The sequence below is a fragment of the Paraburkholderia sp. CI2 genome (assembly GCF_014201055.1).
Taxonomy (GTDB): Bacteria; Pseudomonadota; Gammaproteobacteria; order Burkholderiales; family Burkholderiaceae; genus Paraburkholderia; species Paraburkholderia tuberum.
Genome location: NZ_JACHDL010000007.1, coordinates 105398 through 128160 on the forward strand (window position 1 = coordinate 105398; position 22763 = coordinate 128160).

Annotated in this window: 20 protein-coding genes; 17 read left to right on the forward strand and 3 right to left on the reverse strand. The window is 64.5% G+C overall.

Annotation, left to right across the window (positions count from 1 at the left end; genetic code table 11):
- Positions 1-48 precede the first annotated feature (48 nt).
- The 3 genes from HDG32_RS12480 (at position 49) to HDG32_RS12490 (ending at position 2882) form a co-directional block, all read left to right on the forward strand.
- The gene (locus HDG32_RS12480) at positions 49-939 is read left to right on the forward strand and encodes a MurR/RpiR family transcriptional regulator (RefSeq protein WP_090802984.1); all 891 of its coding nucleotides are present in this window, start codon (positions 49-51) and stop codon (positions 937-939) included.
- Positions 940-942: 3 nt separating this feature from the next.
- Positions 943-2424 carry an amidohydrolase family protein gene (locus HDG32_RS12485; RefSeq protein ID WP_184067101.1) on the forward strand — a complete coding sequence of 494 codons (1482 nt, stop codon included), beginning with the start codon at positions 943-945 and terminating at the stop codon, positions 2422-2424.
- A gap of 71 nt (positions 2425-2495) precedes the next feature.
- Positions 2496-2882, forward strand: a complete 387-nt coding sequence (locus HDG32_RS12490) for a RidA family protein (RefSeq protein WP_008923846.1) — start codon at positions 2496-2498, stop codon at positions 2880-2882.
- Positions 2883-2975: 93 nt separating this feature from the next.
- Here HDG32_RS12490 and queF read toward each other — a convergent pair whose 3' ends face one another.
- The 3 genes from queF to ilvA are packed head-to-tail and all read right to left on the reverse strand — an operon-like array spanning position 2976 to position 6288.
- Positions 2976-3800 carry an NADPH-dependent 7-cyano-7-deazaguanine reductase QueF gene (gene queF / locus HDG32_RS12495; protein ID WP_184053835.1) on the reverse strand — a complete coding sequence of 275 codons (825 nt, stop codon included), beginning with the start codon at positions 3798-3800 and terminating at the stop codon, positions 2976-2978.
- Complete coding sequence (locus tag HDG32_RS12500) at positions 3797-4699, reverse strand: 5'-nucleotidase (RefSeq protein ID WP_184067104.1); 903 nt, start codon at positions 4697-4699, stop codon at positions 3797-3799. Before HDG32_RS12500 ends, queF begins: the two co-directional genes overlap by 4 nt.
- 23 nt (positions 4700-4722) lie before the next feature.
- A complete protein-coding gene (gene ilvA / locus HDG32_RS12505; RefSeq protein WP_409340028.1) occupies positions 4723-6288 on the reverse strand; it encodes a threonine ammonia-lyase, biosynthetic in 1566 nt (521 codons plus the stop codon).
- A gap of 502 nt (positions 6289-6790) precedes the next feature.
- Here ilvA and HDG32_RS12510 point away from each other — a divergent pair.
- From HDG32_RS12510 to HDG32_RS12575, 14 genes are all read left to right on the forward strand, one after another.
- Positions 6791-10897, forward strand: a complete 4107-nt coding sequence (locus tag HDG32_RS12510) for an FAD/FMN-binding oxidoreductase (protein ID WP_184067106.1) — start codon at positions 6791-6793, stop codon at positions 10895-10897.
- 33 nt (positions 10898-10930) lie between these two features.
- On the forward strand, positions 10931-11359 hold the full coding sequence (locus HDG32_RS12515; protein ID WP_013088371.1) for an HIT family protein: 429 nt from the start codon (positions 10931-10933) through the stop codon (positions 11357-11359).
- 97 nt (positions 11360-11456) lie between these two features.
- Positions 11457-11870, forward strand: coding sequence for a gamma-butyrobetaine hydroxylase-like domain-containing protein (locus HDG32_RS12520; protein WP_018419393.1), 414 nt, complete (start codon positions 11457-11459; stop codon positions 11868-11870).
- Positions 11871-11936: 66 nt separating this feature from the next.
- Positions 11937-12668 carry a bifunctional demethylmenaquinone methyltransferase/2-methoxy-6-polyprenyl-1,4-benzoquinol methylase UbiE gene (ubiE, locus tag HDG32_RS12525; protein ID WP_090802995.1) on the forward strand — a complete coding sequence of 244 codons (732 nt, stop codon included), beginning with the start codon at positions 11937-11939 and terminating at the stop codon, positions 12666-12668.
- Between the two features lie 37 nt (positions 12669-12705).
- A complete protein-coding gene (locus HDG32_RS12530; protein ID WP_184067109.1) occupies positions 12706-13704 on the forward strand; it encodes a Tim44 domain-containing protein in 999 nt (332 codons plus the stop codon).
- Between the two features lie 174 nt (positions 13705-13878).
- Positions 13879-14523, forward strand: coding sequence for an SCP2 domain-containing protein (locus tag HDG32_RS12535; RefSeq protein WP_184067113.1), 645 nt, complete (start codon positions 13879-13881; stop codon positions 14521-14523).
- Between the two features lie 15 nt (positions 14524-14538).
- Positions 14539-16116, forward strand: coding sequence for a ubiquinone biosynthesis regulatory protein kinase UbiB (ubiB, locus tag HDG32_RS12540; RefSeq protein ID WP_184067116.1), 1578 nt, complete (start codon positions 14539-14541; stop codon positions 16114-16116).
- A 6-nt stretch (positions 16117-16122) separates the two neighbouring features.
- The gene (locus HDG32_RS12545) at positions 16123-16743 is read left to right on the forward strand and encodes a methyltransferase domain-containing protein (RefSeq protein ID WP_184067119.1); all 621 of its coding nucleotides are present in this window, start codon (positions 16123-16125) and stop codon (positions 16741-16743) included.
- Positions 16744-16916: 173 nt separating this feature from the next.
- Positions 16917-17225, forward strand: a complete 309-nt coding sequence (locus HDG32_RS12550; RefSeq protein ID WP_184067122.1) for an FmdB family zinc ribbon protein — start codon at positions 16917-16919, stop codon at positions 17223-17225.
- 75 nt (positions 17226-17300) lie between these two features.
- Positions 17301-17957, forward strand: a complete 657-nt coding sequence (locus tag HDG32_RS12555; protein WP_184027136.1) for a DUF502 domain-containing protein — start codon at positions 17301-17303, stop codon at positions 17955-17957.
- Positions 17958-18032: 75 nt separating this feature from the next.
- Positions 18033-19832 carry an aspartate--tRNA ligase gene (gene aspS, locus HDG32_RS12560; RefSeq protein WP_184067126.1) on the forward strand — a complete coding sequence of 600 codons (1800 nt, stop codon included), beginning with the start codon at positions 18033-18035 and terminating at the stop codon, positions 19830-19832.
- A 186-nt stretch (positions 19833-20018) separates the two neighbouring features.
- Positions 20019-20534 carry a dihydroneopterin triphosphate diphosphatase gene (gene nudB, locus HDG32_RS12565; protein ID WP_184067130.1) on the forward strand — a complete coding sequence of 172 codons (516 nt, stop codon included), beginning with the start codon at positions 20019-20021 and terminating at the stop codon, positions 20532-20534.
- Complete coding sequence (clsB, locus tag HDG32_RS12570) at positions 20531-21790, forward strand: cardiolipin synthase ClsB (protein WP_184067133.1); 1260 nt, start codon at positions 20531-20533, stop codon at positions 21788-21790. Before nudB ends, clsB begins: the two co-directional genes overlap by 4 nt.
- Before the next feature lie 294 nt (positions 21791-22084).
- The gene (locus HDG32_RS12575; RefSeq protein ID WP_184027146.1) at positions 22085-22684 is read left to right on the forward strand and encodes a TetR/AcrR family transcriptional regulator; all 600 of its coding nucleotides are present in this window, start codon (positions 22085-22087) and stop codon (positions 22682-22684) included.
- Positions 22685-22763: the final 79 nt, after the last annotated feature.

Genomic DNA, 22763 nt, shown 5'->3' on the forward strand with positions numbered 1-22763 from the left:
CCGCCGGAAAGGGCCGCGAAAGCCGTGCCGCGAACCCCACCGCCTGCCATGAACCGTAGCGCCGAACCGCTCGCTTTCGACATCGTCGCGCGCATTGCCGAGTGCGCGCCGGAGTTGCGCTCGGCCGAACGCAAGGTCGCCGCGCTGATCCTCGACGATCTGACCGGCGCGTCGCGCGCGAGCATCGGCGCGCTGGCACAGCAGGCCGAGGTCAGCATCGCGACCGTCACGCGCTTCGCGAAGGCGGTCGGCTGCCGCGACGTGCGCGAACTCAAGCTGCGGCTCGCGCAGGCGGCCGCGGTCGGTCAGCGGTTTCTCGAGCGCGACACCGCAAGCGACGCACCCGAGCCGATCGCCACGCGCGTCTTCGACGAGCTGCAAACGGCGCTCGCGCACAATCATCAACTGCTGCGCCAGGCGCCGCTCGCCGAAGCGGCGGCCGCGCTGCGCGATGCGCGCATGATCTACGTGTTCGGCATGGGCGGCGGCTCGACCGCGCTCGCTGACGAAATGCGTTTCAGGCTCGTGCGCCTCGGCCGCCCGGTCGCGACCTATCAGGACGGGTTGTTGCAGCGCATGGTGGCGAGCACGGTGTCGCGCGAGTGCGTCGTGATCGCGCTGTCCACCACGGGGCGCGTGCCCGAGATGGTCGAGAACTGCAAGATCGCGCGCAGCTACGGTGCGACGGTGGTCGCGCTGACGGCGCCCGCGTCGCCGCTGGCGAAGCTCGCCAACTGGCTGATCCCGATCGTCGCGTTCGAAACCGATTTCATTTACAAGCCGTCGTCGTCCCGTTACGCGATGATGATGGCGCTCGATGTGCTCGTCACCGAACTTGCCGTCAGTCAGGGCGACGAAAGCCGCGAATTGCTGCGCCGCATGAAGCACGCGCTCGACGCGCACCGCGGCGGCGGCGATCGACAACCGTTAGGAGATTGATCCATGCATTCGCATCCCGAAGCGGCCGACACGCTGATCGTCGGCGCGCAACTGTACGACGGCACGGGCGCGCCGCCCGTCGAGCGCGACGTGGCGATCCGCGACGGGCGCATCGCCGCGATCGGCAATCTGTCGAACTGGCTCGCCGAAGAGGTGATCGAGGCCGAGGGGCGCGCGCTCGCGCCGGGCTTTATCGACGTACACACGCACGACGACACGCATGTGATCCGCTCGCCGCAGATGCTGCCCAAGATCACCCAGGGCGTGACGACGGTGATCGTCGGCAATTGCGGAATCAGCGCGTCGCCGGTATCGCTGAAGGGCGATCCGCCCGATCCGATGAACCTGCTCGGCGAGCGCGACGCGTTCCAGTACCCGACCTTCGCCGACTATGTGAACGCGGTGAACGCGGCGCGGCCGGCGGTGAACGTCGGCGCGCTGATCGGCCACACGGCGTTGCGCAATAACCAGATGGACCGGCTCGATCGCGCGGCGACTGCCGAGGAAATCGAGCGCATGTGCGCGCAGCTCGAAGAAGCGCTCGCGCACGGCGCGCTCGGTCTCAGCTCGGGGCTCGCATACGGTTCGGCGTTCGCCGCGCCGACCGAGGAAGTGATGGCGCTCGCCGAGCCGCTCGCGGCCGCGGGCGCGCTGTACACGACCCATATGCGCACCGAGTTCGACGCGATTCTCGACGCGATGGACGAGGCCTACCGCGTCGGTCGTCATGCGCGTGTGCCGGTCGTGATCTCGCATCTGAAGTGCGCGGGGCCGTTGAACTGGGGGCGCAGCGTCGAGGTGCTGAAGTCGCTCGAAGGCGCGCGCGGCGGGCAGCCGGTCGGTTGCGACTGCTATCCGTACAACCGCAGCTCGTCGACGCTCGATCTGAAGCAGGTGACAGGCGACATCGACATCACGATCACGTGGTCCGAGCCGCATCCGGAAATGGCGGGCAAGCTGATCAAGGAAGTCGCGGCCGAATGGGGCGTCTCGCAGCAGGAGGCGGGCAAGCGCCTGCAGCCGGCCGGCGCGGTCTATCACAACATGTCCGAAGACGACGTGCGGCGCATCCTGTCGCATCCTGCGACGATGGTCGGTTCCGACGGCCTGCCGAACGATCCGCTGCCGCATCCGCGGCTGTGGGGCGCGTTTCCGCGCGTGCTCGGTCACTATGCGCGCGATACCGCTTTGCTGCCGCTCGAGGAAGCGGTGCGCAAGATGACGAGCCTGTCCGCGCGCCGCTTCGGACTCGCGCAACGCGGCGAAGTGCATATCGGCTATCACGCCGACCTCGTGCTGTTCGATCCGGCGAAAGTGCATGACGTGGCGACGTTCGACAAGCCCCAGCAGCCCGCTGCCGGCATCGACGCGGTGTGGGTCAACGGCGTGCTGTCGTATCGCGATGGCGCGGTGACGGGCGAGCGGGCTGGCCGGTTCGTCACGCGCGGCGCGCCGTCGAAGGGCGATGCGCAGGGCGCGTTCTGATTTTTTATCGATTGATGGCGGCACGCGCGGCGAGGGCGCCGCGCGTGCCCGACTTTTTAAGGAGTGTGACGATGAAGCGATATGGCGTGGAAGGCGGAAAGGGAACGGGCGGTCAGGTGATGCCGTTCGCGCGCGCGGTCGAGGCGGACGGCTGGCTGTTCGTATCGGGCCAGACGCCGATGGAAAACGGCGAAGTGATCAACGGCGGCATCGTCGAGCAATCGCACAAGGCGATCCAGAACGTGTTCGCGATCCTGAAGGAAGCGGGCTATGGCGCCGAGCACGTCGTGCGTTGCGGCGTGTGGCTCGACGATCCGCGCGACTTCGCGTCGTTCAACAAGGTGTTTCGCGAGTATTTTGGCGAGAATCCGCCGGCGCGCGCGTGCGTGGTGTCGTCGATGGTGATCGACTGCAAGGTCGAGGTGGATTGCGTCGCTTATAAGAAGCCGGCGGCCTGATCGCTTTGATGGCTTTCATGTGACGAGGGCGCCGCAGGTCGTGATGGCCTGCGGCGCCCTCGTCGCGTTTACCGCTGCTTTTTTGCGTTGGAGTTACTGCCGCGCGAGCCGCATGTTGTCCGGCATCGGCAGGTTGTAGTTGGTGCGGAATGGGTTGATGTCGAGCCCGCCGCGGCGCGTGTAGCGCGCATACACGGCGAGCTTCAGCGGTTTGCACATCTTCATGATGTCGACGAAGATTCGCTCGACGCATTGCTCATGAAACCCCGTGTGATTGCGGTACGAGATGATGTATCGCAAGAGGCCCGCGTGATCGATCTGCGGGCCGGCGTAGTGGATCTGCACGCTGCCCCAGTCCGGCTGACCGGTCACCGGGCAGTTCGACTTCAGCAGGTTCGAGAACAGCGTTTCCTCGACCGGCGCTTCGTCGCGCGCCGCGCTCAAAAGTGACGCGTCCGGCTGATAGACGCTCGCCTCGAGTTCGAGCCGGTCGAGCGACAGACCGGCGAATTCTTCCATTTTCAGCTTGCCGAATTCGTGCGGTGTGCTCAGATGTACCGACACGGTCGCGCCGCACGACGCGGACACGTCGCGCCTGATCGTGTCGCGCACGCTCTCGGCCGAGTCGAACGCGGTCTGCGCGAACGAGCCCAGATACAGCTTGAACGATTTCGACTCGACGATGTTCGGCGAGTCGGCCGGCACGAAGAACGTCGCGACGGCGATCTGCGGCTTGCCGCGCGCGTTCAGCCACGACAGCTCGTAGGCGTTCCAGATGTCGGTGCCGAAAAACGGCAGTCGCGCGGTAATGCCGATCGCCTCGCGCGCATGGCTGCGCGCAATCGGAAATAGCAGCGTCGGATCGTATTGTTCGGTGTAAGTCGAGGACTTGCCGAGCGGGGATTGTTCGGGGGTCATGATGCGTTCACGATGCCACTCAGCACGTGCCCGGTCGCGGTTACGACGCGGGCCGATTCGCAGTGGCCGATCTGGTCGTCGAAGAAAAAGTCGGGCTCGAACTCGCGCAGAAATGCGCTTTTGTCGAGGCCGCCGAGGAACATCGCTTCGTCGATTTCGATGTTCCATGCCATCAGGGTGCGGATCGCGCGCTCATGCGCGGGAGCCGAGCGCGCCGTCACCAGCGCCGTGCGAATGCGCATCGGCGCGGCCGCGTCCGCGAGTTTTTGCAGCCGGTGGAGTGCTTCGAGCAGCGGCTTGAGCGGACCGTCCGCGAGCGGCAGATGCTTGTTGTCGATCTCGTGACCGACGAACGCGCGCAGGCCGTCTTGCTGGAAGATGCGTTCCGCTTCGTCGGAAAACAAGACCGCGTCGCCGTCGAACGCAATGCGGATTTCGTCCGGGTATTTGCTCGCCATTTTCGCCGATTCCGGCAACACGCGTGCGGCTGGGAAGCCAGCGGCGAGCGCATCGCGCACGTCGTGCTGATTCGCCGACAAAAACAGCGAAGCGTTCAGCGGCTTCAGATAACCGAACGGCGCGCGGCCGCGCGTGAACACGCCGCGCTCGATCGCGAGCCCGTGTTCGCGGCAGGAATGAAACGCGCGCAGACCGCTGATCGGATCGCTGCGCGACAGGATCACCACTTCGACGCGATGATCGCCGGCGTTCAGCGCAAGCAGCTTGCGGATCAGCGGAAACGCCACGCCCGGTTTCGCGGGCACGTTCAGACGCTCGCGCTGCAACGCTTCGTAAGCCTTCAGGTCGCCGGCCTCGTAGACACGGTTCTCTTCCTCGAAGTCGAACAGTGCGCGCGACGAGATTGCGACCACCAGTTTGTCGACGAGCGAAAGCGCCATCGTTGCGTTCCGGTTCGAAGAGATCAGGCGAGGAAGAGACGATAGACCGGATTTTTCGTCTCTTCCCAGCACGGATAGCCGAGCGTTTCGATGAAGCGCTCGAACGCCGCGTGGTCGCTCCCAGGCACCTGAATGCCGACCAGAATCGAGCTGTAGTCCGCGCCCTGGTTGCGGTAGTGGAACAGGCTGATGTTCCAGTTCGGCGCCATCGACGACAGGAATTTCATCAGCGCGCCCGGACGTTCCGGAAACTCGAAGCGAAACAGTCGTTCGTCGCGCGCGAGCGGCGAGCGGCCGCCGACCATGTAGCGGATGTGCTGCTTCGACAGTTCGTCGAAGGTCAGGTCGACGGTGGCGAAGCCGTGCGCTTCGAAGGCGCCGGCGATCTGCGCCGATTCGCTGCGATTGCGGATCTGCACGCCGACGAAAATATGCGCCGAGTTCGCGTCGGCGATCCGGTAGTTGAACTCGGTGACGCTGCGCGTGCCGAGCAGTTCGCAGAAGCGCCTGAAGCTGCCGCGCTCTTCGGGGATCGTCACCGCGAAGACCGCTTCGCGCGCTTCGCCTACTTCCGCGCGTTCGGCGACGAAGCGCATGCGGTCGAAGTTCATGTTCGCGCCCGACGTGATCGCGATCAGCGTCTGGTTCTCGATGCCTTCCCGTTCGGCATACTGCTTGGCGCCGGCCACCGCGAGCGAGCCCGCCGGTTCGAGCACGCTGCGCGTATCCTGGAACACGTCCTTGATCGCGGCGCACAGCGCATCGGTGTTCACGAGCAGCACTTCGTCGAGATATTCGCGGCACAGACGGAAGGTCTCTTCGCCGACGAGCTTCACCGCGGTGCCGTCGGAGAACAGGCCCACTTCGTTCAGCGTCACGCGCTCGCCCGCCTGCAACGACGCGGCCATCGCGCATGAATCATCGGTCTGCACGCCGATCACCTTGATCTCGGGGCGCACCGATTTCACGTATGCGGCGACACCGGCCGCAAGACCGCCGCCGCCGATCGGCACGAAGATCGCGTGAATCGGCCCCTGGTGCTGGCTGAGGATTTCCATCGCGACGGTGCCCTGGCCGGCGATCACGTACGGATCGTCGAACGGATGCACGAAAGTCAGGCCGCGCTCTTCCTGTAGCTTGACCGCGTGACCATAGGCGTCGCTATACGACTCACCGAACTGCACGATCTCGACGGTCGGCCCGCCATGCGTGCGGATCGCGTCGACCTTGAGCTGCGGCGTCGTCACCGGCACGACGATGATCGCCTTCACGCCCATGCGCGCCGCCGATAACGCCACGCCCTGCGCATGATTGCCCGCCGACGCGGTGATCACGCCGCGACTGAGCGCCTCGGCCGGAATATGCGCCATCTTGTTGTATGCGCCGCGCAGCTTGAACGAGAACACCGGCTGGTTGTCCTCGCGCTTCAGATAGACCGGGTTGCACAGCCGCGCCGACAGGTTCGGGGCGCGTTCGAGTTCGGTCTCGCGCGCCACGTCGTAGACGCGCGCGGTCAGGGTTTTTTTCAGGTAGTCGTGGGAGGCCATGCGGGTGGCGCGGTGCGCTGTGTAAAACGGGAAGACGTCAATGATAGCGCCAACGGTGCCCGCTCTGGCCGTTCGGCGCGCTCCGCGGACGGGTGCCGTGCACTTAACCGGGCCGTATCGGAATCGCGCGATCGAAGCTCGCCCAACCGTCCGGCCGGTCAATGGACGGTATGCGAAAACGCCGCCGGATCCATCGCCAAAACCTCCGAACCCCCGCCGCCGCCCGATTCCCACCGTCAACGCGTGGCGGAATGATGCGGTAGAATTTCGTTTTGGAATAAGGATCGGAAGATGCACTGGCAGCCTCGGATCGCCCATTTAATGCCCGTCCCGCGCGAATCCTTCCCCGCGGCGGAACGGCATGTCCGCCACGCGTGATCGTGTAGCTGTCTCTGAGTGCCGCGAAGCGACCGCCGTGAGTTGGCCGCCGGTCGTGCTCGCTCCCCTTGAAGCCCTAGAAGATTTCAAGCATTGCGCCCCACGCGCATTGTCCGCCGACGCCTCGTGACGAGTGCGCCAGGCTGACCTACCGAGTCGTCCAACCATGAACGCACCTCAAGTTTTCGATCCGCACGGCGCCGCCGGCGCGGTGGCCGCCGATCCCGAAGCGCGTCTGCGCGAAATTCCCTACAACTACACGTCGTTCTCCGACCGCGAAATCGTCATCCGCCTGCTCGGCAACGACGCCTGGGACGCGCTCGCCGAACTGCGCGCTGAACGCCGTACCGGCCGCTCGGCGCGCATGCTGTACGAAGTGCTCGGCGATATCTGGGTCGTGCGTCGCAATCCGTATCTGCAGGACGACCTGCTCGACAACCCGAAGCGCCGCGCGCTGTTGATCGAGGCGCTCAATCACCGTCTCGCCGAAATCGAGAAACGCCGCCGCGCCGATCTGCGCGAACACGGCGACGAAGCCGGCATCGAGCGCGCCGCGCGCGTCGAAAAGCTGGTGCAGGCCGCGCGCCGCGCGATCGACGAGTTCGCCAGCGAATTCCAGCAGACCTACGACCTGCGCCGCCGTTCTACGCGCGTGCTCGGCAAGGTCACGCAGAAAGACAACATCAAGTTCGACGGCCTGTCGCGCGTCTCGCACGTGACCGACGCGACCGACTGGCGCGTCGAATACCCGTTCGTCGTGCTGACGCCGGACTCCGAGGCCGAAATCGCCGGCATGATCAAGGCCTGCTTCGAACTCGGCCTGACGGTGATTCCGCGCGGCGGCGGCACCGGCTACACGGGCGGCGCGGTGCCGCTCACGCCGTTCTCGGCCGTCATCAACACCGAAAAGCTCGAACAGCTCGGCCCGGTCGAAATGACCCAGCTGCCGGGTGTCGATCGCAAGGTCGCGACGATTTTCTCGGGCGCGGGCGTCGTCACGCGCCGCGTGACCGAAGCGGCCGAGCAGGCCGGCTTCGTGTTCGCGGTCGACCCGACCTCGCTCGACGCGTCCTGCGTCGGCGGCAACGTCGCGATGAACGCGGGTGGCAAGAAGGCGGTGCTGTGGGGCACGGCGCTCGACAACCTCGCGTGGTGGCGCATGGTCGACCCGGAAGGGAACTGGCTCGAAGTCACGCGTCTCGAGCACAACATGGGCAAGATCCACGACATCGAAGTCGCGCGTTTCGAGCTCAAATGGTTCGACGGCAACTACGCGCCGGGCGAGAAGCTGCTGCGCACCGAAGCGCTGGACATCAAGGGCCGCGTGTTCCGCAAGGAAGGCCTCGGCAAGGACGTCACCGACAAATTCCTCGCCGGTCTGCCGGGCGTGCAGAAGGAGGGCTGCGACGGCCTCATCACGTCCGCGCGCTGGGTGCTGCACAAGATGCCTGCGCATACGCGCACCGTCTGTCTCGAGTTCTTCGGCCAGGCGCGCGAGGCGATTCCGAGCATCGTCGAAATCAAGGACTACCTGTTCGAGACCTCGCGCCAGGGCGGCGCGATTCTCGCGGGTCTCGAGCATCTTGACGAGCGCTATCTGCGCGCGGTCGGCTATGCGACCAAGAGCAAACGCAACGCGTTTCCGAAGATGGTGCTGATCGGCGATATCGTCGGTAACGACGCGGACGCGGTCGCGCAGGCCACCTCGGAAGTCGTGCGCATGGCCAACGGCAAGAGCGGCGAAGGTTTCGTCGCCGTCAGCGCCGAGGCCCGCAAGCGCTTCTGGCTCGACCGCAGCCGTACGGCCGCGATCGCAAAGCACACCAACGCGTTCAAGATCAACGAAGACGTCGTGATTCCGCTCGACCGCATGGGCGAATACACGGACGGCATCGAACGCATCAACATCGAGCTGTCGCTGAAGAACAAGCTGCAACTGGTCGACGCGCTCGAAGCGTTCTTCCAGGGCGGCAAGCTGCCGCTCGGCAAGAGCGACGACGCGAACGAAATCCCGAGCGCCGAGCTGCTCGAAGACCGCGTGCAGCAGGCGCTCGATCTACTCGCGCGTGTGCGCACGCGCTGGGAATTCGTGCGCGGCAAGCTCGACCTGTCGCTGCGCGAGGCGCAGCACTACCTGGTCGGCCTCGGCTACGAGTCGCTCGCCGAAAAGTTCGCCGACCGCGTCGACGCGCAACCCGACGCAAACGTATTCCATCTCGCGCAGGACCGCACGATTCGTGTGTCGTGGAAGCAGGAAATCCGCGCCGAATTGCGGCAGATTTTCAACGGCGGCGAGTTCAAGCCGATCCTCGACGAAGCCCAGGCGATCCACAAGCAGGTGCTGCGCGGGCGCGTGTTCGTCGCGCTGCACATGCACGCGGGCGACGGCAACGTCCACACGAACCTGCCGGTCAACTCCGATAACTACGAGATGCTGCAGGACGCGCACACGGCGGTCGCGCGCATCATGAAGCTCGCGCGTTCGCTCGACGGTGTGATCTCCGGCGAGCACGGCATCGGCATCACGAAGCTCGAATTCCTGACCGACGACGAGATCGGCGAATTCCGCAAGTACAAGCAGCGCGTCGATCCGCATGGCCGCTTCAACGCGGGCAAGCTGCTCGAAGGCGCGGACCTGCGCAACGCGTACACGCCGAGCTTCGGCCTGATGGGCTACGAATCGCTGATCATGCAGCAGTCCGATATCGGCGCGATTTCCGAGTCGATCAAGGACTGCCTGCGCTGCGGCAAGTGCAAGCCCGTCTGCGCGACGCACGTGCCGCGCGCGAACCTGCTGTACAGCCCGCGCAACAAGATTCTTGCTACCTCCTTGCTGGTCGAGGCGTTCCTGTACGAAGAGCAGACGCGCCGCGGTGTGTCGATCAAGCACTGGGACGAATTCAACGACGTCGCCGATCACTGCACCGTCTGCCACAAGTGCGTGACACCGTGCCCGGTGAAGATCGATTTCGGCGACGTGACGATGAACATGCGCAACCTGTTGCGCAAGATGGGCAAGAAGAAGTTCAACCCGGGCAACGCCGCGGGCATGTTCTTCCTGAACGCGACGAATCCGCAGACCATCAACCTCGCGCGCACCGCGATGATGGGCGTCGGCTACAAGGCGCAGCGTCTCGGCAACGAACTGCTGAAGAAGTTCGCGAAGAAGCAGACCGCGCATCCGCCCGCCACGGTGGGCAAGCCGGTGATCACGCAGCAGGTGATCCACTTCATGAACAAGAAGATGCCGGGCAACCTGCCGAAGAAGACCGCGCGCGCCTTGCTCGATATCGAGGACAACAAGATCGTCCCGATCATCCGCAATCCGAAGACGACCACCGCCGACACCGAAGCGGTGTTCTACTTCCCGGGCTGCGGCTCCGAGCGGCTGTTCTCGCAGGTTGGTCTCGCGACCCAGGCAATGCTGTGGGAGGCGGGCGTGCAGACCGTGCTGCCGCCGGGTTATCTGTGCTGTGGCTATCCGCAGCGCGGCTCGGGCCAGTACGACAAAGCCGAGCAGATCGTCACCGACAACCGCGTGCTGTTCCACCGCGTCGCCAATACGCTGAACTACCTCGACATCAAGACGGTGGTGGTGTCGTGCGGCACGTGCTACGACCAGCTCGCCGGTTACGAATTCGAAAAGATCTTCCCGGGCTGCCGGATCATCGACATCCACGAGTATCTGCTGGAAAAAGGCATCAAGCTCGATGGCGTGAACGGCGTGCGCTACATGTACCACGACCCGTGCCATTCGCCGATCAAGACGATGGACCCGGTCAAGCTCGTCAATCAGCTGATGGGTTCGGAGCAGGACGGCTACAAGATCGAGAAGAACGACCGCTGCTGCGGCGAATCGGGCACGCTCGCGGTCACGCGTCCCGACATCTCGACCCAGGTGCGCTTCCGCAAGGAAGAAGAAATCCGCAAGGGCGCGGCGAAGCTGCGCGGCATTCCTCTCGTCGCCGAAGCGGGCGCGAATGCGATCAATCCGGCCAATGCATCGGCCGGCGCCGCGGGCGCGCCGAACGGTTCGGTGCTGAAGGCCGGCGACGGTCCGCAGCCCAATCACGGAAACGCGGGTTCGACCGACGTCAAGATCCTCACGAGCTGCCCGTCGTGCCTGCAAGGGCTGTCGCGCTACAACGAAGACGCGGGTACCGAGGCGGACTACATCGTGGTCGAGATGGCACGTCACGTGCTCGGCGAAAACTGGATGGCGGACTACGTTCAACGGGCGAACAATGGCGGAATCGAGCGCGTGCTGGTTTAATGGCACGACCAACGATTTTTGCCGAGGACGACGATGGACTGCGTTTTTTGCCGTGAAGACGGCGGCGATGTGCTGTGGCAGGACGACGCGCTGCGAGTCGTCCTCGCCGACGAACACGACTACCCGGGCTTTTGCCGGGTCATCTGGAACGCTCACGTCGCCGAGTTTTCGGATCTTTCTGCCGACGAGCGCGATCACGTGATGAAGGCCGTGTACGCGGTCGAGCGTGCGCAGCGGCGCGTGATGCAGCCCGCGAAGGTCAATCTCGCGAGCCTCGGCAACCAGGTGCCGCACGTGCACTGGCACGTGATTCCGCGTTTCTCGAACGACGCGCATTTCCCCCTGCCGATCTGGGCGCCGCGCCAGCGCACGGTGTCCGAAGCGATGTTGTCGTCGCGCCGCGCGCACGCCACGCTGCTGCGCGAAGCCGTGCGGCAGGAAATTGAACAGGCGCTGGGCTGAGCGTCGCTGAACCCGTCGCCGCGCATCGCCGGACTGCCGTCGGCGTGCGAGGCGGCCGATCCGACGTTATCACCCGCCGTTATCTGATGAGGCCAACATGAGCGGATTGACTCCCGAGACGCCGGTGCCGACAGGCGTGATCTTGCATTCGAAGTCGCGCGTGCTCGAACTGCAGTACGCGAACGGCGAAGCGTATCGGCTACCGTTCGAACTGCTGCGCGTGTATTCGCCGTCGGCGGAAGTGATGGGCCACGGGCCCGGTCAGGAAACCCTGCAGACCGGCAAGCGCGACGTGACGATCACGATGATCGAAGGCGTCGGCAATTACGCGCTGCAGCCGACCTTCTCCGATGGACACGCCACCGGTATCTACTCGTGGGACCTGCTGTATGACATGGCCGTGCGTCAGGATGAACTCTGGCGCGCGTATCTCGCCAAACTGGCAGCGGCCGGCATCGACCGCGACACGCCGATGGTGCCCGCCGCGGCTGCGCACGGGCACTGTCACTGATACGATTCGCCCCCGAACGCCGCTCGAGCGGCGCAACATTCAAGAACACGCGAAAGGACGAGCGCGATGAGCAAAACCCACTTCGGCTTTCAATCGGTCGACGAACAGGACAAGGCGCAGAAGGTGGCGGGGGTGTTCCACTCGGTGGCCGCCAACTACGACCTGATGAACGACCTGATGTCGGGCGGATTGCACCGGGCGTGGAAGGTGTTCACGATCGCCCAGGCGAACGTGCGGCCGGGCTACAAGGTGCTCGACATTGCGGGCGGCACGGGCGACCTGTCGAAAGCATTCGCGAAACAGGCGGGCGAAACGGGCGAGGTCTGGCATACCGACATCAATGAATCGATGTTACGCGTGGGCCGCGACCGGCTGCTCGACAAGGGCATCATCACGCCGGCGCTGCTGTGCGATGCCGAGAAAATCCCGTTTCCGGACAACTACTTCGACGTCGTGACGGTCGCGTTCGGCTTGCGCAACATGACACATAAGGACATCGCGCTTGCCGAGATGCGTCGTGTGCTGAAACCGGCCGGGCGGCTGCTCGTGCTCGAGTTCTCGAAGGTATGGGATCCGCTGAAGAAGGTCTACGATCTGTATTCGTTCAAGGTGTTACCGTGGCTCGGCGAGCGCTTCGCCAAGGACGCGGAAAGCTACCAGTACCTGGCGGAATCGATCCGCATGCATCCGGACCAGGAAACTTTGAAAACTATGATGGAACAAGCTGGTCTCGACGGCGTCAAATATTACAATTTGTCAGCTGGCGTGGTAGCTTTGCATGTGGGGACCAAATACTAGAGTCCCTAACCCATCGATTTTTAAAGGAAAGTGCGAAATGTCCGATTCGAATTTGTTATCTACTCGTAAGGTTAAGGGGGCGCTGGCGAGAAGAATCGGACTGATCGCGATGGTCGGTCTGCTGATGGCCGGCACGCTTGCCTCTCTCGACGCCGAAGCACGCCGCCTGGGCGGAGGCCGCAGCTTCGGCCGTCAATCGAACAGTCTGCAGCAGCGCCAGACGCCGCCGCCGTCCCAGCCGGCGCAGAACAATCAGGCCACGCAGCAGAGCGCGCAGGCGGCGCCTGCGACTAAGCCCACGCCGCCCGCCGCGCCGAACCGCAATCGCTGGCTCGGGCCGATCGCCGGTCTCGCGGCCGGTCTCGGCATCGCCGCATTGCTGTCGCATTTCGGGCTCGGCGAGGCGTTCGCCGGCATGCTCGCGAACGTGATCGTGATCGCGTTGATCGCGATTGTGGTGATCTGGCTCATCCGCCGCTTCACCGGCCGTAAGCGCAATGCGGCGCAGCCTGCCTACGCGGGCACGGCGCCGTCGCTGAACACGAAAGGCACCGACTATATTCAGGAGCCGCGTTACACGGCGCCGCCCACCGGCTCGTATCTCGAACCGCAGGGCAACCCGTTGACCACGCCATCGCTCGGCGCGACGCCGTCGGTGCCGCCCGGCTTCGATTCGGAAGCGTTTCTGCGTAACGCAAAGGTGTACTTCGTGCGCCTGCAGGCCGCGTGGGACGTCGGCAACGTCGAGGACATCCGCGAATTCACGACGCCGGAAATGTTCGCCGAAGTGCGCGTCGATCTCGCGTCGCGCGGCACGCAGCCGAGCCAGACCGACGTCGTGCAGTTGAACGCCGAGCTGCTCGGCGTCGAGGAGCGCGCGAACGAATCCTTCGCGAGCGTGCGCTTCTCCGGTTTGATCCGCGAGGAGCCGGGCGCGGCGGCCGAGCCGTTCGTCGAAGTCTGGAATCTGACGAAGGCGAACCGCACTGGCGAAGGCTGGCTGCTTGCCGGCATCCAGCAGGTCGAGCAACACTGACATGCCGAAGCATCGAGTCGCGTTTGCCTCGAAAAGAGCCGGCCACGGCATCGCGATTCCTGACCTCGCGCATGGCTTAGGCCGTTCGGCATAGCAGGCCGCGAAGCGAACGGACGTTACAATGGGAGCCCGCGCAAGCACCTCGCTCGCGCGGGTTTTTTCTTGCCACCTTCGATGACCCTCGCCGCCAAGCCCTTCGCTGCTGCTGTCAATCATCTGCTCGCCCGCGAATCGTGGGCCCGCGAGCGCCTCGCCCCGTACGCGGGCAAGACCGCTCGCCTGTCATGTCCGCCGGTTGTGCTCGCGCTGCTCGTGCAGCCCGACGGCTATCTCGGTACGCTCGACGAAGCCGATGCGCATCAGTTCGACGTGACGATCTCGGTGCCGTCCGACGCACTGCCGGCCTTCCTGCAAGGTGGCCAGGCCGCGGTGATGAAGCACGTGAAGATCGAGGGCGACGCCGAGTTCGCGACCGTGATTGCGAAGCTCGCCGAGCATCTGCGCTGGGAGCCGGAGGAAGATCTCGCGAAGCTGATCGGTGATGGACCCGCGTGGCGCATCACGTCGCTAGTCCGCTCAGTCGGCGAGCATGTGCAGCGCACCGGTCGCAATCTGCTCGACACCGCCGCCGAGTACCTGCTCGACGAAAATCCGCAACTGGTGCGGCGCACCGCGCTCGCGGACTTCAACGTCGAGCTGGCGCGCGCGCGCGATTCGCTCGCGCGCGTCGAAAAGCGCATCGAGCGCATCGAACAGAAGGTCGAAGTCCGCGGCGCGCAAACGCCGGGCGGCGCCGCCACGTCGCGCAGCACGCGCTAGTCACCGGGCCCAGCCATGCGTTTTCTGCGTTTTCTCAAGATATTTTTCACGGTCATCCGCTTCGGCCTCGACGAAATGATGTTGAGCCGCATCAACGACCGGCGCGTGCGTCTGCTGCTGCGCATCACGACGCTTGGCCGCAAGTTCGATGCGCCGCCGGGCGTGCGTCTGCGGCTCGCGCTCGAAAGCCTCGGGCCGATCTTCGTCAAGTTCGGCCAGGTGCTGTCGACCCGTCGCGATCTGCTGCCGGTCGATATCGCCAACGAACTTGCCAAGCTGCAGGATCAGGTGCCGCCGTTCGATTCGGCGGTCGCGATCGCGCTCGTCGAGAAGTCGCTCGGCGCGCCGGTCGACGTGCTGTTCGACGATTTCGAGCGGGTGCCGGTCGCGAGCGCGTCGATCGCACAGGTCCACTTCGCGAAGGTGAAGGCCGGCCAGCATGCGGGCAAGGCGGTCGCGGTGAAGGTGCTGCGCCCCAAGATGCTGCCGGTGATCGATTCCGACCTCGCGCTGATGCGCGACATCGCCGTGTGGGCCGAGCGTCTGTGGGCCGACGGCAAGCGCCTGAAGCCGCGCGAGGTGGTCGCCGAATTCGACAAATACCTGCACGACGAACTCGACCTGATGCGCGAGGCCGCCAACGGCAGCCAGTTGCGGCGCAACTTCCTTGGGCTCGACCTGCTGCTCGTGCCCGAGATGTACTGGGAGTTCTGCACGCCCACGGTGCTCGTGATGGAGCGCATGGTCGGCGTGCCGATCAGCCAGGTCGATACGTTGCGCGCGGCGGGTGTCGACATCCCGAAACTCGCGCGCGAGGGCGTCGAAATTTTCTTCACGCAGGTGTTCCGCGACGGCTTTTTCCACGCCGACATGCACCCCGGCAACATCCAGGTGAGCCTCGATCCCGCGCACTTCGGCCGCTATATCGCGCTCGACTTCGGCATCATCGGCGCGTTGTCGGACTTCGACAAAAACTACCTCGCGCAGAACTTCCTCGCGTTCTTCAAGCGCGACTACCATCGCGTCGCGACGTTGCATCTGGAGTCGGGCTGGGTGCCGCCGAGCACGCGCGTCGAGGAGCTCGAAAGCGCGATCCGCGCGGTCTGCGAACCGTATTTCGATCGCGCGCTGAAGGACATTTCTCTCGGCCAGGTGCTGATGCGTCTGTTCTCGACGTCGCGGCGCTTCAACGTCGAGATCCAGCCGCAGCTCGTGTTGCTGCAAAAGACGATGCTGAACGTGGAAGGCCTAGGCCGTTCGCTCGATCCCGAACTGGATCTGTGGAAGACCGCGAAGCCCTATCTCGAGCGCTGGATGAACGAGCAGATCGGCTTGCGCGGCTGGTACGAGCGTCTGAAGATCGAGGCGCCGCAGTGGAGCAAGACGCTGCCGCAGTTGCCGCGCCTCGTCCATAACATGCTGGCCGAGCGCCATCATCCGGTGGGCGGCGCGAACGACGACGTGATCCGCCAGATCCTGCTCGAGCAAAAGCGCACCAACCGTCTGCTGCAAGGCCTGCTGCTGTTCGGCGTGGCGGTCGGCGTCGGCGCGATGCTGGCGCGTGCGTTCCTGGTACTGGCTTATGGAGGTTAGATTCCGATGAGCGATCCGACCCAACCCGCCGCGCCCGATTTCGCAACCCGCGATCCCGACTCGCCCGAGTTCTGGGACGAACGCTTCGAGCGCCATTTCACGCCGTGGGATCAGGCGGGCGTGCCGTCCGCGTTTCGCGCGTTCGCCGAACGGCACCGCGACGCGGCCGTGCTGATTCCAGGCTGCGGCACCGCGCACGAAGCGGTATGGCTCGCGCGCCAGGGCAACCCGGTACGCGCGATCGACTTTTCGCCGGCCGCCGTGGCGGCGGCACGCGAGCAGCTCGGCGCGCATGCATCGCTGGTCGAACAGGCGGATTTCTTCACCTATGCGCCACCGTTCGCACCGGCATGGATCTATGAGCGCGCATTCTTCTGCGCGCTGCCGCCGGCGCGCCGCGCCGACTATGCGCAGCGCATGGGCGAACTGCTGCCGGCCGGCGGGTTGCTGGCGGGCATCTTTTTCATCGGCGCGACGCCGAAAGGGCCGCCGTTCGGCATCGAACGCGGCGAGCTCGATGCGCTGCTCACGCCACACTTCGAGCTGGTCGAAGACGAAGCGGTCGACGACTCGATCGCTGTATTCGCCGGACGCGAGCGCTGGCTCACCTGGCGGCGTCGCGGCTAACGCCACGCGCGCCGCTCTTGAGAGGTCCGGGGGTCGTCCCCATCTGGCGCGGTGGCGGGCGCATCGTGCGTCCGCTTCCCGAAATCCGGGGAACGGACATCGTTTGCGGCTATAATTCAAGGCTTTGCAAGCGTTTACAAGATTTCAGTAGGGATTTGGAGTAAGAAAGGATCATGCCGATCTACGCTTATCGTTGCGGGTCATGCGGTTTCGGGAAGGACGTGCTCCAGAAGATGAGCGACCCCCAGTTGACGCAGTGTCCCGAGTGCGGAAAAGACACCTTTAGCAAACAACTCACGGCCGCCGGCTTCCAGTTGAAAGGCTCCGGCTGGTACGTGACCGATTTCCGCGGCAGCACGAGCGCGCCGGCCGCGTCGGAAGCGAAGTCCGAGCCGGCCGCAGCCGCTGCATCGGCTGCCGCGCCCGCGGCGCCCGCCGCAGCGCCCGCCGCCACGAGCCCGAGCGGTTCCGGCAGCGCCTAGTGGGACTGCCGCCCCGCGCGGGCGGTGTATCTACCGCGCATGGGCTTCGGCCTGCGCAGCTTTCTGGCGGTACACATGACGACGAAAAAATTCACGCTCAAATCGGTGTTTCTGACCGGCCTGCTGGTGCTGGTGCCTCTGGCCATCACACTGTGGGTGCTCGGCCTGGTCATCGGCACGATGGACCAGACGCTGTTGCTGCTGCCTACCTCGTGGCAGCCGGAACGCACGATCGGCTATCGCTTGCCGGGCCTCGGCGCGGTGCTCACGCTCGCGTTCATCTTCGTCGTCGGGCTGTTGACGCAGAACTTCATTGGGCAGAAGCTCGTGAAGTGGTGGGAACTGCTGGTCGCGCACATTCCGGTGGTCGGCCCGCTCTACACCAGCGTGAAGCAGGTGTCCGACACGCTGCTGTCGAGCAGTGGCAATGCATTCCGCAAGGCGCTGCTGATCGAGTACCCGCGCCGCGGGTCCTATACGATCGCGTTTCTGACCGGCATCCCGGGCGGCGACGTGGCCAACCATCTGAAGGAAGATTACGTCAGCGTATACGTGCCGACCACGCCGAACCCGACGTCCGGCTTCTTCCTGATGGTGCCGAAAAGCGAAGTGATCGAGCTCGACATGACGGTCGACGCTGCGCTCAAGTACATTGTCTCGATGGGCGTCGTGGCGCCGTCCGCGCCGCAGCCGGCGCCGGTGCGCCGCGCCACCGTCGAGCCCCCGCTCTAATGCCGGCGCGCAACGCTTCATGCAGGATCGTCTGTGGCGCGCCGTTCAACCAATGCAAAACGAAAGACAAACATCATGTCGATGAGATCTGAATACTGCGGTCTGGTGACCGAAGAACTGCTGGGCCAATCCGTCTCGCTGTGCGGCTGGGTAAGCCGCCGCCGCGACCATGGCGGCGTCATCTTCATCGACCTGCGCGATCGCGAAGGGCTCGTTCAGGTCGTCTGCGATCCGGATCGCGCTGACATGTTCAAGGTCGCCGAAGGCGTGCGCAATGAGTTCTGCGTGCAGGTCAAGGGCATTGTGCGCGGCCGTCCGGAAGGCACGACCAATGCATCGCTGAAGAGCGGCAAGATCGAAGTGCTGTGCCACGAGCTGATCGTGCTGAACGCGTCGGTCACGCCGCCGTTCCAGCTCGACGATGACAACCTGTCGGAAACCACGCGCCTCACGCATCGCGTGCTCGACCTGCGCCGTCCGCAGATGCAGCACAACCTGCGTCTGCGCTACCGCGTCGCGATCGAAGTGCGCAAGTACCTCGACGAGCAGGGCTTCATCGACATCGAAACGCCGATGCTCACGAAGAGCACGCCGGAAGGCGCGCGCGACTACCTCGTGCCGTCGCGCACGAACCCGGGCCAGTTCTTCGCGCTGCCGCAGTCGCCGCAGCTGTTCAAGCAGCTGCTGATGGTCGCGAACTTCGACCGTTACTACCAGATCACCAAGTGCTTCCGCGACGAAGACCTGCGCGCCGACCGTCAGCCGGAATTCACCCAGATCGACTGCGAAACCTCGTTCTTGTCGGAACAGGAAATCCGCGATCTGTTCGAGGCGATGATCCGCCACGTGTTCAGGACGACGATCGGCGTCGAGCTCGACCAGAAATTCCCGGTCATGGAATACGCGGAAGCGATGCGCCGCTTCGGTTCGGACAAGCCGGACCTGCGCGTGAAGCTCGAGTTCACCGAGTTGACCGATGCGATGCGCGACGTCGACTTCAAGGTGTTCAGCACCCCGGCCAACACGAAGGACGGCCGTGTCGCGGCGCTGCGCGTGCCGAAGGGCGGCGAGCTGTCGCGCGGCGACATCGACAGCTACACGGAATTCGTGCGCATCTACGGGGCGAAGGGTCTCGCGTGGATCAAGGTCAATGAAGCGGCGAAGGGCCGTGACGGTCTGCAAAGCCCGATCGTGAAGAACCTGCACGACGAAGCGCTGAAGGCGATCATCGAGCGCACCGGCGCACAAGACGGCGACATCATTTTCTTCGCGGCGGATCGCGCGAAGGTCGTCAACGACAGCCTCGGCGCGCTGCGTCTGAAGATCGGTCATTCGGAATTCGGCAAGGCCAACGGCCTCGTCGAGTCCGGCTGGAAGCCGCTGTGGGTCGTCGACTTTCCGATGTTCGAATACGACGAGGAAGACAACCGCTACGTCGCCGCGCATCACCCGTTCACGAGCCCGAAGGACGAGCACCTCGAGTACCTCGAAACGGACCCCGCGCGCTGCCTCGCGAAGGCCTACGACATGGTGCTGAACGGCTGGGAAATCGGCGGCGGCTCGGTGCGTATCTACCGTGAGGAAGTGCAGAGCAAGGTGTTCCGCGCGCTGAAGATCAACGCGGAAGAAGCGCAGGCGAAGTTCGGCTTCCTGCTCGACGCGCTGCAATACGGCGCGCCGCCGCACGGCGGTATCGCGTTCGGTCTGGACCGCATCGTCACGATGATGGCCGGCGCCGACTCGATCCGCGACGTGATCGCGTTCCCGAAGACGCAACGCGCGCAGGATCTGCTCACGCAGGCGCCCAGCGAAGTCGACGAGCGTCAGCTGCGCGAGCTGCACATCCGTCTGCGTACGCCGGAACCGAAGGCATAAAGCCGCGGCCGCTGCGCGCGGCCGGCGGCCGCAAAAAAACCACACGAGCGAAACGAAAAGGCGCTGAGGTGATCTCCACCTCAGCGCCTTTTTCATTTTTTGCGTTACAGTGAAGCCACCGCTTTCCAGACCCTTTCGACCGTCATCCGACATGTACCGCGCGTATCGTCGCGCCCAGTTTGAGCCATGCCGAAACCGCCGAAAATTCCGCAGTCCGTCCTCGTCATCATTCATACGCCTGCGCTCGACGTGCTGCTGCTCGAGCGCGCCGATCATGCGGCGTTCTGGCAGTCGGTGACGGGTTCGAAAGACCGGCTCGACGAACCGCTCGCCGACACGGCGGTGCGCGAAGTCGGCGAGGAAACCGGCATCATGATCGGCGGCGCACTGGTGCCGCGCAGCGGGTTGTTCGACTGGCACTACTCGATCGACTACGAGATCTACCCGGAATTTCGTTACCGCTACGAAGCGGGCGTGCTCTACAACACCGAGCACTGGTTCAGCCTGCAGGTCCCCGAGTGCATCGACGTGACGCTCGCGCCGCGCGAACACACCGCGTATATGTGGCTGCCATATGAAGAGGCCGCATCGCGCTGCTTTTCGTCGTCGAATGCCGATGCGATCCTGCAGTTGCCGCGGCGGCTCGCCGCGCGCCCGATCGACCCGCAATCCGGCCCGCTGACCGGGGAGCGTGGCCGGTGAGCGCAGGCGGCTCGGGCCGTTTGGCGCGTCTGCGGCACACGTTGCTCGGCCGTCGTTACTGGCAGCGCTACCGCTTCACCAGTAGCAACGAGGTCGAGCTGCTGCGCTCCGGCGACGATTTCTTCGACGCGCTGATCGAGCGCATCGACGCGGCCGAGCACAACGTCGCGCTCGAAACCTATATCTTCTGCGACGACGAAGCCGGCCACGCGGTCAGCGAGGCGCTGCTTCGCGCTGCCGCGCGCGGCGTCAGAGTGCGCGTGATCACCGATGGCGTCGGCACCGCACGCCTGAAGATGTTCGAGCAATGGCCGGCCGGCGGCATCGAGCATCGCATCTACAACCCGCATCTGTTCGGCCGCTTCGGCTTTTCGCGCACGCACCGCAAGCTCGCCGTGATCGACGATCAGATCGCGTATTGCGGCGGCATCAATATCGTCGACGATTACGAGAACAACGGCGAGAAGCTGCCGTACCGGCGCTGGGACTTCGCGGTCGAGCTGCGCGGGCCGGTGGTCGCCGACGTGCGCGATGCAATCGACGTGCAGTGGCGGCGGATTCGCGTCGGCCATCGGCCGCTCGATTCGATGAAGCCCGACCTGTCGTCGCAGGACGCCAACTCGCTTGGCAGTCTGCGCAGACGCCGGCGACGCCGCAACGAGGCACTGTGGGCCGGCGGCGAGCCGTGCGTCGCATTCGTCGCGCGCGATAACCTGATCAACCGCCGCGCGATCGAAAAAGCTTATCTGGCCGCGATCGGCCAGGCGCGCCATGAAATCCTGCTCGCGAATCCGTACTTCATGCCGGGACGCAAGCTGCGTCGCGCGCTGGTGTTCGCGGCGCGGCGCGGCGTGGTCGTGAAGCTGATCATCGGGCGCAAGGAGTTCAAGGCGCTCGATTACGCCGTGCCGTTCCTGTACCACGCGCTGTTGCGCGCAGGCGTGCAGATCGCCGAATACGAGAAGACGCTGCTGCACGGCAAGGTCGCGGTGGTCGATTCGAACTGGGGCACGGTCGGTTCGTCGAATCTCGATGCGCTCAGCCTGATGCTGAACAACGAAGCGAACGTCGTGCTCGTGAACGATCCGTCGATCCCCAAACTGCGCGACGCGATTCTCGACGCGTTCACGGACGCGCGCCCAATCGATGAAGCGCACTACGAATCGCGACCGGCGCGCGTGCGCGCGCTGAGCTGGATCGCGTACACGAGCTACCGCGTCGCGATGAAGCTGCTGACGGTGGGCGGCTACGACTAATACCGCTCGCACGAGAGCCCGCGCTTGCCGCATCACGTCGGCCATCAATCGGCGCCAGCGAAGCGGGGCAAAGAAATAGAACACGCGCGAGAACACGCGCGCGCCGATCGGCAACCATCGATTCAAGGCAAACGCCTCTAAAAATCTGATTGATCTGATGGTCGAAAGCCGCAAAATTAGAAGCCGGTTAGAAACCGGTTTCTAATAAAGTCCTTGTTTCGCGGACGGCAAGCGCTCAATAATAGTACGGCCGTTCGATTTTCAATTCGGTCACATTAGAACGGTAAAACAGCTATGCGAAAAGGCGAACAAACCCGAGCCGCGATTCTCGACGCAGCACTCGATCTGGCAGGCCGAGACGGACTGGAAGGTCTGACGATTGGTCTGCTGGCCGAGCGCATGCAGATGAGCAAGAGCGGTGTGTTCGCGCATTTCGGGTCGCGCGAGGATCTGCAGATCGAAGTCGTGCGCGAATACCACCGCCGTTTCGAAGACGAGGTGTTTTTCCCGAGCCTGCGCGAGCCGCGTGGTCTGCCGCGCTTGCGCGCGATGATTTCCCGCTGGATCGAGAAACGCATTCAGGAAGTCACGACCGGCTGCATCTACATCAGCGGCGCCGTCGAATACGACGACCGCGCGGACAGCCAGGTGCGCGAGCAGTTGGTGTCGAGCGTGACGACGTGGCGTGCGGCGCTCACGCGCGCGATCTCGCAAGCGATGGAAGAAGGGCATCTGCGCGCCGATACCGACCCGCAGCTGATGCTGTTCGAACTGTATAGCGTCACGCTCGGCCTGCATCACGACGCGCGCTTTCTGCATCTGCCGGATGCGGTGCGTCTCACGTGGGCCGCGCTGGAAAAACTGATTAATTCGTATCAAAGCGAAAGCCGTTAGCGGCGTCGCCGGAATCTACCGGAAACGCGCGGCGCAGAAGGTCCGACCACGGACCCGGCCAACGGCCTGGCTTTTTGTC

What these genes read in the sequence shown, in the direction of transcription:
- ubiE (WP_090802995.1), top strand. Translation starts at nt 11,937, where the DNA reads ATGAGCAAAACCCACTTCGGCTTTCAATCGGTCGACGAACAGGACAAG.
- nudB (WP_184067130.1), top strand. Translation starts at nt 20,019, where the DNA reads ATGCCGAAACCGCCGAAAATTCCGCAGTCCGTCCTCGTCATCATTCAT.
- ubiB (WP_184067116.1), top strand. Translation starts at nt 14,539, where the DNA reads ATGCGTTTTCTGCGTTTTCTCAAGATATTTTTCACGGTCATCCGCTTC.
- HDG32_RS12530 (WP_184067109.1), top strand. Translation starts at nt 12,706, where the DNA reads ATGTCCGATTCGAATTTGTTATCTACTCGTAAGGTTAAGGGGGCGCTG.
- HDG32_RS12500 (WP_184067104.1), bottom strand. Translation starts at nt 4,699, where the DNA reads ATGGCGCTTTCGCTCGTCGACAAACTGGTGGTCGCAATCTCGTCGCGC.
- HDG32_RS12545 (WP_184067119.1), top strand. Translation starts at nt 16,123, where the DNA reads ATGAGCGATCCGACCCAACCCGCCGCGCCCGATTTCGCAACCCGCGAT.
- HDG32_RS12575 (WP_184027146.1), top strand. Translation starts at nt 22,085, where the DNA reads ATGCGAAAAGGCGAACAAACCCGAGCCGCGATTCTCGACGCAGCACTC.
- aspS (WP_184067126.1), top strand. Translation starts at nt 18,033, where the DNA reads ATGTCGATGAGATCTGAATACTGCGGTCTGGTGACCGAAGAACTGCTG.
- queF (WP_184053835.1), bottom strand. Translation starts at nt 3,800, where the DNA reads ATGACCCCCGAACAATCCCCGCTCGGCAAGTCCTCGACTTACACCGAA.
- HDG32_RS12520 (WP_018419393.1), top strand. Translation starts at nt 11,457, where the DNA reads ATGAGCGGATTGACTCCCGAGACGCCGGTGCCGACAGGCGTGATCTTG.
- HDG32_RS12485 (WP_184067101.1), top strand. Translation starts at nt 943, where the DNA reads ATGCATTCGCATCCCGAAGCGGCCGACACGCTGATCGTCGGCGCGCAA.
- HDG32_RS12515 (WP_013088371.1), top strand. Translation starts at nt 10,931, where the DNA reads ATGGACTGCGTTTTTTGCCGTGAAGACGGCGGCGATGTGCTGTGGCAG.
- HDG32_RS12535 (WP_184067113.1), top strand. Translation starts at nt 13,879, where the DNA reads ATGACCCTCGCCGCCAAGCCCTTCGCTGCTGCTGTCAATCATCTGCTC.
- HDG32_RS12490 (WP_008923846.1), top strand. Translation starts at nt 2,496, where the DNA reads ATGAAGCGATATGGCGTGGAAGGCGGAAAGGGAACGGGCGGTCAGGTG.
- HDG32_RS12555 (WP_184027136.1), top strand. Translation starts at nt 17,301, where the DNA reads ATGACGACGAAAAAATTCACGCTCAAATCGGTGTTTCTGACCGGCCTG.
- HDG32_RS12550 (WP_184067122.1), top strand. Translation starts at nt 16,917, where the DNA reads ATGCCGATCTACGCTTATCGTTGCGGGTCATGCGGTTTCGGGAAGGAC.
- HDG32_RS12510 (WP_184067106.1), top strand. Translation starts at nt 6,791, where the DNA reads ATGAACGCACCTCAAGTTTTCGATCCGCACGGCGCCGCCGGCGCGGTG.
- HDG32_RS12480 (WP_090802984.1), top strand. Translation starts at nt 49, where the DNA reads ATGAACCGTAGCGCCGAACCGCTCGCTTTCGACATCGTCGCGCGCATT.